Consider the following 8203-nt stretch of genomic DNA (forward strand, 5'->3'; position numbering starts at 1 on the left):
GTAAAAGCAGCCCCGCCGAAATTGAGGTCTTTGTTCACGGGGCCCTATGCATGTGTTATTCCGGTCAGTGCGCTATGAGCGCGCTGATTGGGGGTCGGTCCGGAAACCGGGGCCGGTGCGCCCAGCCCTGCCGTCTGCCCTATACTCTGACGGAGTTGCCCGGCGCAGACACTACCGGACAGGACACCCCGCCTTCCCTGCTGGGAAAACCGAAAAAAAACACCTACCCCCTCAGTCTGAAGGACAACTGTCTAGCGGGTTTTTTGGAGGATATGACCCAAATGGGCGTGGCCTGCGTGAAGCTGGAGGGGCGCATGAAGCGCCCGGAGTATGTAGCAGTGGTGACGGGTATCTATGCCCGCCTTCTACGGGAGGGCGGTGGGCCCACGGCGGAAGAAACCGCCGCGCTGGAAGCCGCTTTTTCCCGCTCCGGATTTACCGACGGATACTGGCGGGGCCTGTCCGGTCCCGGGCAGTTTGGCGTGCGTCCTGCGGACGCGGAGGAGCCGAAGGAACTGTTCGCCCAAGCAAAAGCCGCTGTTGAAAAAGGCGGGATGCGGACGGTCCCGGTCACCATGGAGGCTGTTTTTCGCAAAAACGAGCCCTGTACCCTGACCGTTCGGGACAACGCAGACCGGGAGGGCACCGCCATCGGCCCTGTTCCTGAGGAGGCCAGAAACCGCGCAGTGACGATAGACGAGCTGGAAACCCGACTGAAAAAAACCGGTGCCACCGCCTATCGGTGCGAAGTCGTGTCGGTGACACTTGAGGATGGGCTGTCCGTCTCGGCGGCAACGGTGAATGCCTTGCGGCGGGACGCTTTGGCGAATCTTTCCGCTCAGCGAATTGCGCCGCCACAGCGGCGCGTTTTGTCCGTTCCCCCTCTTGAAACTGCCACTGTCCATACTGGAGAACCGGCCCTGACCTGCTCTCTGGTTCGCCGGGAACAACTTACGCAGGAGCTTTTGGCACTGCGCCCGGAACGGGTATATCTTCCCCTGGAACTTTTTGAATCAATGGATTCCCTACCGGAATTTGACGGGGAATACTGCGCCATTCTTCCCCGCGTCTGGCGGGACGGGGACGAGCCGTATTTTTCAGAGCTGCTGAAAAAGGCGGCTGGTCTGGGTGTTTCCGCTGCCATGGTTGGGAATCTGGGGCATTTACCTTTGCTCCGCCATACGAGCTTTTCCCTTCACGGCGATTTTGGTTTGAACGTTTTTAATGTGCGGGCGCTTTCCTATCTGGCAGATAAGGGCCTGCAATCTGCCACCGTTTCTTTTGAGCTGCGGGGCGCGCAGATTCGGGACATGCCCAAACTATTACCCACGGAGGCCATTGTTTACGGCCGTCTTCCCCTGATGCTTACGGAAAACTGCCTTATTCGCAACGAAATCGGCTGCTCCTGCCGCCGCCCCTATGCCCTGACCGATCGCAAGGGGGCGTCCTTTCCCCTTCTCCCCGCCTGGGGCCATCGGACGGAGCTTCAAAATTGCAAGCCGCTGTATTTGGGGGACCGGGACGACTGGAAGCGCCTTGGTCTGCGGTATGCCCGTCTGCGGTTCACCACGGAGTCTCCGGAGGTGTGCGTTCAGATTTTTCAGGACTATCTTTCCGGCGGAGACGCTCCGGCGGAGTTTACCCGCGGCCTGTTTGACCGGGGCGTGGATTGATTCGATTTCATTTTTTATTTGTAATATTTTAAGTTTATTTTACTATTTGTATTGATTTTGGAGTGTTTATGAATATCAAGGTTCGTTATTTCTGCGAGGATTTAGAGCCACTGCGCTATGTGGACGGAAAGTCCGACTGGATTGATTTGCAGGCGGCCGAAACGGTGACGCTGAAGGCGGGTGAATTTCGTCTGATTTCTCTGGGAGTGGCCATTGCCCTTCCGGAGGGGCACGAGGCCCACATCGTTCCCCGCAGTTCTACTTTTAAAAACTACGGGATTTTACAAACCAACTCCATGGGCGTGGTAGACAACAGCTATTGCGGAGACAACGACCTGTGGCGCTTCCCCGCCTATGCCACCCGGGATGTAACGGTGGAAAAGGGCACGCGTATCTGCCAGTTCCGGGTAATGAATCACCAGCCCCGGCTGGAATTTACCGCCGTGGAGCATTTAGATGGCCCGGACCGGGGCGGTTTTGGGTCCACGGGGAAGTAATTTTTACTAAATATAGAAATATTCCGGCGGCTTTGCCCGCTTTTGGAATAAGGAGAACGCAGGATGTCTAAGATGATATTGGCCTCCGGGTCTCCCCGGCGGCAGGAACTGCTTCATCTGATGGGGCTGAACGAGTTTGAAATCAGGCCCCCAGAGGTAGCGGAGGACTTTCCCTCCGGTCTGACGCCGCAGGAGACGGTGGAATACATCTCCCGGAAAAAGTGCAATGCGGCTGGGGCTGTCGCCGCTCCGGACGAGATAATCATTGCGGCGGATACCATGGTCTTTGTGGATGGCGCGCCTCTGGGCAAGCCCACAGACGAGGCAGATGCGCTGCGGATGCTGACGCTGCTTCAGGGGCGGGGCCATTTGGTGTGCACGGGCGTAAGCGTCTGCAGCAATGGAAAAACCGTGACAGAGTCGGAAACTACGGAGGTCCTTTTCCGCTCCGCCGGTCAAGAAGAGCTGGCAGCTTACATCTGCAGCGGCGAACCGATGGACAAAGCAGGAGCCTATGGGGTTCAAGGTCTTGGTGCACTTTTGGTAGAGGGCATCCGAGGCGACTTTTACAACGTGATGGGCCTCCCCGTTCTGCGGCTCAGCCGAATGCTGGGCCAGTTTGGTATCCGTTTTTTTAACTGATTTGGAATTGCTGAAAATTTGTCGGGGGCATTGACTTGAAAGAATTTCTGAAACGGCACGGACTTTGGGTCCTATTCGCCACGGCGGTGATTGCCGTGGTGCTTGCGGTGCTCTCCGTGTTCAGCACCACCTCTTCCCCGCTGGTGAATCTGGCGCAGACTATCACCTCTCCCTTTCGGGCGGCGTACACTGCCACTGCGGGTTGGCTGATGGATAAGCAAAATTACTATGAGGATACCTCAGCCCTGAAGGCAGAAAACCAGGCGCTGAAAAAGAGGATTGCCGAAATGGAGGCGGAGGTACGTCAGGCCCAGAATGACAGCCAGGAAAACGAGCGGCTGCGCAGCTTGATGAATCTGCGGGAGCAGCGCCGGGACCTCAGCGATTTAGAGGCCGCCACCATTACGGAGCATTCCACCTCCAACTGGACCAGCTATTTGACGTTGAACCGGGGCACGGAACACGGGGTGGAGAAAAACGACTGCGTGATTACGGAGACCGGATATCTGGTGGGCGTGGTCAGCGAAGTGGGAAGCAACTGGTGCACGGTGCTGAACATTGTTGACACAGACACCTCCATGGGCGCACAGGTCTTTCGCACAGACGACATCGGCGTGGCAGAGGGGGATTTTTCCCTGATGAGCCGAAGTCGGCTTCGGTTGGACTATCTCCCGGCCGGGACGCAGCTTTTAAACGGCGATCTGGTGGTAACATCCGGTCTTGGCGGTTACTATCCCTCCGGCCTTGTCATCGGCATGGTGGAGGAGGTCCAGACCGACGATTCCGGGGCCACATCTTATGCCGTTTTGCGTCCCAGCGTGGAATTTGACGACCTGACGCAGGTTTTTATTATCAAATCCTTTGACATTGTGGATTGAAAGGCGGCGCTTATGACTCCCCGACAAGAAACCTTTCATAAATGGGGGCTGTACGCCCTGCTTACGCTGTTTTGCTGCGCGTGGCAGGGGGCGGTGCTGCAATATGTGCGGCTTTGGGGCGTGTTTCCCTTTATCTATCCCATTCTTGCCGCGATTCTCTCCACGCTGGAGGGTCCTCTTTCCGGAACGATTTATTCTCTGGTTCTGGGCGTGGTGTGCGATTTGACCATTTCCGCCCCCATTCCCTGTTTCTACACGCTGGTGTTCCCGCTGGCGGGATTGCTGGCAGGGATTTTGGCCAGAAGCGTGCTATCCTCAGGCTTTCTCAGTGCGCTGGTGACCTCTATGACCGCGTTTGTTCTCACCGGCGCGTTTCACGGGCTGATTTTCATGTTTGCTTCCCGCCCGGCCTGGGGACAGACGGCCATTGTCTGCGCAAAGGAGCTGGCCGTTTCCCTTCCCTGGGCGCTGCCGGTGTATTTTCTGTTTCGCCGGGTGTGGTGCAGGTGCCTTACAAACGAGCCTATCCGCCTATAGCTCTCCGTTCCGCGCCTTGCTCGGTGGGCTTATTCTTACTTTTACAAATGCTTGCTTTGCGGACCCGCGTCTTTTACGCGCGGACCCGCCCGATTGTCTGGAGGTAAACCCTTGCTTGAGACAAAATTCAATTCCACGCGCCGCCTATACGTTTTGATCGGCTTTCTGCTCTGTGTGCTGACAGCCTACGTGGGCGTGATGTACAGCACACAAATCCGCAACGGGAGCTATTACCGGGAGCAGTCTGTCCGCACCATCGCCAGCACAGAGACGGTAGAGGCCTCTCGTGGCATTCTCACCGACCGAAACGGACAGGTGATGGTATCCAACCGGCAGACGTATGCCCTGACCTTCGACATGTCTCTGCTCAATGCGGAGGACGACAAAAACGAAGCCATTCTGCGTCTGATTCAGTTGTGCAGGAAACAGGGTGTTCTGTGGAAAGACAATCTTCCCATGAGTCAAACCGCTCCCTATGCCTACACTGTAGACACCGCCGGAACCATCCAGCGGGACCGCTTTTCAAAGTTTCTGCAATCCAGCCTGAAGACACTGTCCACCAATGTGAGTCGGGATAACGTCACCAATGAACTGCTCTCCTCCATTCTCTCGCCGCGGGAGCTAATGAAACAGATGCGGACTTTATTTGAGATTCCGGAAGATTGGGCGGATGCGGATGCAAGGGCCGTGGCGGGCGTGCGCTATGAGCTGGAAATTCGCAAGCTGGTGAACACCACGGCCTATGTCTTTGCGGAGGATGTGGACACGGAGCTGATTTCTCTGGTGAAGGACGGAAACTACCGGGGTGCAAAGGTATTTACCTCCTCCGTGCGGGAGTATAACACCGACGCGGCGGCCCATGTGCTGGGCACTGTGGGCCGCGTGGAAGCAGAGGACTTGGCAGCCAACCCCGATATTTACGGCGGCGAGGACTGGATTGGAAAATCCGGCGTGGAGCTGGCCTTTGAGAATTATCTTCGGGGCGCGGATGGAAAACGCCTGATTTCCTCCAACGATCAGGGCAAGATTACCAGTGAATTTTATACCGCCCAGCCTCAACCGGGAAACACGGTCGCCCTGACACTGGATTTGAATCTTCAAGAAGCCACGGAGCAGGCGCTGTCCAACACCATCACCCAGATGAACAAAAAAGACGGCAACACCTCCCGCGGCGCGGGCGCGGCGGTAATTGAGGTGGGCACCGGCGAGGTTTTGGCGCTGGCTTCCTTTCCTACCTTCAGCCTTGCCAACTACAATCAGGATTACGCGCTGTTCAGCAGCGACCCGGGAGAGCCGTTTTATAACCGGGCCACCCACGGCCGCTATCCCCCCGGCTCCACCTTCAAGCCCTGCACAGCCATTGCCGCGCTGGAATCCGGCGTAGTGACCTTGACGGAGAAAATCCGGGATACGGGCCGCTGGTACTATCCCGACATGATTGCGGGAACCGATCCCTTTTCTGCCTGGTGCTGGAACCGCAGCGGCCACGGTCTGCAAAACATCACCCAAGCCATCACCAACTCCTGCAACTATTTTTTCTACACCATGGGCTATCGTTTGGGCATTGAGCGGCTGGACGAATACGCTGCCGCCTTCGGCCTTGGCAGCAAGACTGGCATTGAAATCGGAGAAGACCCCGGCATTCTGGCAGGCCCGGAGTATTCCGAGTCCGTGGGCCAGACGTGGTACGGCGGCAACACCGTTATGGCCGCCATCGGACAGTCCGACAACCTCTTTACCCCCCTTCAGCTTGCCAACTACATTGCCACCTTGGTGGGCGGAGGTGAGCACTATCCAGCTCACCTTCTCAAATCAGTAAAGGCCTATGACAATTCTTCCGTCATTTTTACCGGCGTGCCCGATCCTGTGAATACCATTGAAATTAAGCCGGAAAATCTGGCCGCCGTGAAAAACGGAATGCACGATCTGACAACCAAGGGTAGCCTTGCCAGCTACTTCCGTACCTGCGTGGTGGACACGGGCGCGAAAACCGGTACGGCTCAGATCACCAAAAGTACCAAAAACAACGGCGTATTCGTTTGCTTTGCGCCTTTTGATGATCCGAAAATTGCTGTAGCTCTGGTGATTGAGCAGGGCGGCTCCGGCGCGGCGCTGGCCTCCACTGCCGTGGAAATTCTCAACGCCTACTTCACCAAAGAAGAAATCGGCACCGTAATTTTGGGCGAGAATCAGCTTCTACCTTGATTTTTTCTATGGTCCGGCAGGAGAAATCCGGCCGGGCCATTTCTTTTCATCGAATTATATTCCATTTTTTGGAAAGGACAATGCCCATTATGAGTGAACCGTTCGTGTTTGACCCCAGACACAGCCTGTGCAAAGAGCCGTTCGGAGCGGCAGTCTGTGGCGGCCGGGTTTTATTCCGCGTGCGGCCGTTGGCCCGCGAAGGCTTTACCCACTGCGCTTTGGTTTTGCATTTTGAGTTTTCCGGTGTACGCGAGGAGCAGGAACTGCTGCGCGGCGGTTCTGCGGGGGACCAGATTCTTTTTTCCCTTTCCTATGACGCGCCGGAGCATCCCGATTTGGTCTGGTATCATTTTCGCTTTTGGCGGGACGACGGCTCCGGCTGCGATTTGGACGCCACGGGCTATCGTAGTGATGGGCACGCCATTGATTGGCAGCTAACGGTATACGACGATTCACACTCTACGCCCAAGTGGTTTGGCGATGGCGTAACCTATCAAATTTTTCCCGACCGCTTTTGCCGTCTGTCGATTCCCAACCCAGCAGGCCTCGTGGGAAACCGAACGGTACACGAACATTGGGAAGACACGCCTGATTGGCGGCCCGACGTGCAAGGCGAGGTGCGAAATAGCGACTTTTTTGGCGGCTCTCTGCAAGGGATCCTCTCCCGGCTTGAATATCTGGAGCAGTTGGGCGTCACCACGCTATACCTCTGCCCCGTGTTTGAATCTGCCTCTAACCACCGATATGACACGGCGGACTACACACAGATTGATCCTATGCTGGGAACGGAAGCGGATTTTCGGGAGCTGTCCGCCCAAGCGGCGGAACGAGGCATTCGTGTGCTTTTGGACGGTGTGTTTAACCATACCGGATCCAACAGCGTCTATTTTAATGCCGAGGGGTTTTATTCTGGTCCCGGAGCGGCACAGAGCCAACGCTCTCCTTATTTCGACTGGTATCATTTTCACCCCTGGCCAAAGGATTACGACGCCTGGTGGGGGATCCGCACCCTCCCTGCCGTGAATGAAAGCGACACATCCTTTAGTGAGTTTATCATCGACGAAGAAAACTCTGTGGTCCGCCGCTGGCTGCGGGCGGGTGCCTCCGGTTGGCGGCTGGATGTTGCCGACGAGCTGCCCGATGAATTTATTGCCCGACTGCGGACGGCAATGGAGGAGACAAAACCCGAAAGCGTGTTAATTGCCGAGGTTTGGGAGGATGGCTCAAATAAAATTGCGTATTCCCAGCGCCGGAAATATTTGCTGGGGTCTGAGGCGCACGGCCTGATGAACTATCCCTTTAGAACAGCAGCGCTTGCTTTTTTGCAGGGCGGCGACGGAGCAGATTTCCGGGAGGCTATGGAAACCATTCGGGAAAACTATCCCCCGCCTGCCTTTTACAGCGCTATGAATTTTTTGGGAACCCACGACACGCCCCGGATTTTGACGCTGTTGGGTGCATTAAAGTCCCCTTCCACCAAAGATGACCGGGCCGTCTCCTTCCTTTCCCCCGCAGAGCGTGCAAGCGGGTTGTCCCTTCTCCGTTTGGCAGCGGTCCTGTTATACGCCTTTCCCGGTTCTCCCATGCTTTACTATGGGGATGAGGCCGGCATGGAGGGTTGGGAAGACCCCTTTAACCGCCGCACTTACCCTTGGGGCGGCGAGGATACGACCCTCCTGGATTTTTACATTTACCTTGGGCAGCTGCGTAAAAAGCGAATCTCTCTTCGGCAGGGTGACCTTTGTTATCTGTTTGCTTCCGGACATGGTTT

Annotated in this window: 7 protein-coding genes; all 7 read left to right on the plus strand. The window is 56.3% G+C overall.

Annotation, left to right across the window (positions count from 1 at the left end; all coding sequences use genetic code 11):
* Positions 1 to 1673, plus strand: a 1673-nt coding sequence (locus RT018_RS11520) for a DUF3656 domain-containing protein (protein ID WP_312942106.1), incomplete at its 5' end; no start/stop codon positions are given.
* A gap of 68 nt (positions 1674 to 1741) precedes the next feature.
* The gene (locus tag RT018_RS11525; RefSeq protein ID WP_312942109.1) at positions 1742 to 2170 is read left to right on the plus strand and encodes a dUTP diphosphatase; all 429 of its coding nucleotides are present in this window, start codon (positions 1742 to 1744) and stop codon (positions 2168 to 2170) included.
* Positions 2171 to 2233: 63 nt separating this feature from the next.
* Positions 2234 to 2812, plus strand: a complete 579-nt coding sequence (locus RT018_RS11530) for a Maf family protein (RefSeq protein WP_312942112.1) — start codon at positions 2234 to 2236, stop codon at positions 2810 to 2812.
* Positions 2813 to 2847: 35 nt separating this feature from the next.
* Positions 2848 to 3690 (plus strand): rod shape-determining protein MreC, encoded by an 843-nt coding sequence (gene mreC / locus RT018_RS11535; RefSeq protein ID WP_312942115.1) that lies wholly within the window; start codon positions 2848 to 2850, stop codon positions 3688 to 3690.
* A 12-nt stretch (positions 3691 to 3702) separates the two neighbouring features.
* Entirely contained in the window at positions 3703 to 4227 is a 525-nt protein-coding gene (locus RT018_RS11540; RefSeq protein WP_312942118.1) for a hypothetical protein, read from the plus strand.
* A 111-nt stretch (positions 4228 to 4338) separates the two neighbouring features.
* Positions 4339 to 6432: a penicillin-binding transpeptidase domain-containing protein gene (locus tag RT018_RS11545; RefSeq protein ID WP_312942121.1), complete on the plus strand. Its 2094-nt coding sequence runs from the start codon at positions 4339 to 4341 to the stop codon at positions 6430 to 6432.
* A gap of 89 nt (positions 6433 to 6521) precedes the next feature.
* A partial coding sequence (locus RT018_RS11550) for a glycoside hydrolase family 13 protein (RefSeq protein ID WP_312942124.1) occupies positions 6522 to 8203 on the plus strand: 1682 nt, incomplete at its 3' end.

The organism is Oscillibacter sp. (assembly GCF_032060045.1).
Classification (GTDB): Bacteria; Bacillota; Clostridia; order Oscillospirales; family Oscillospiraceae; genus Oscillibacter.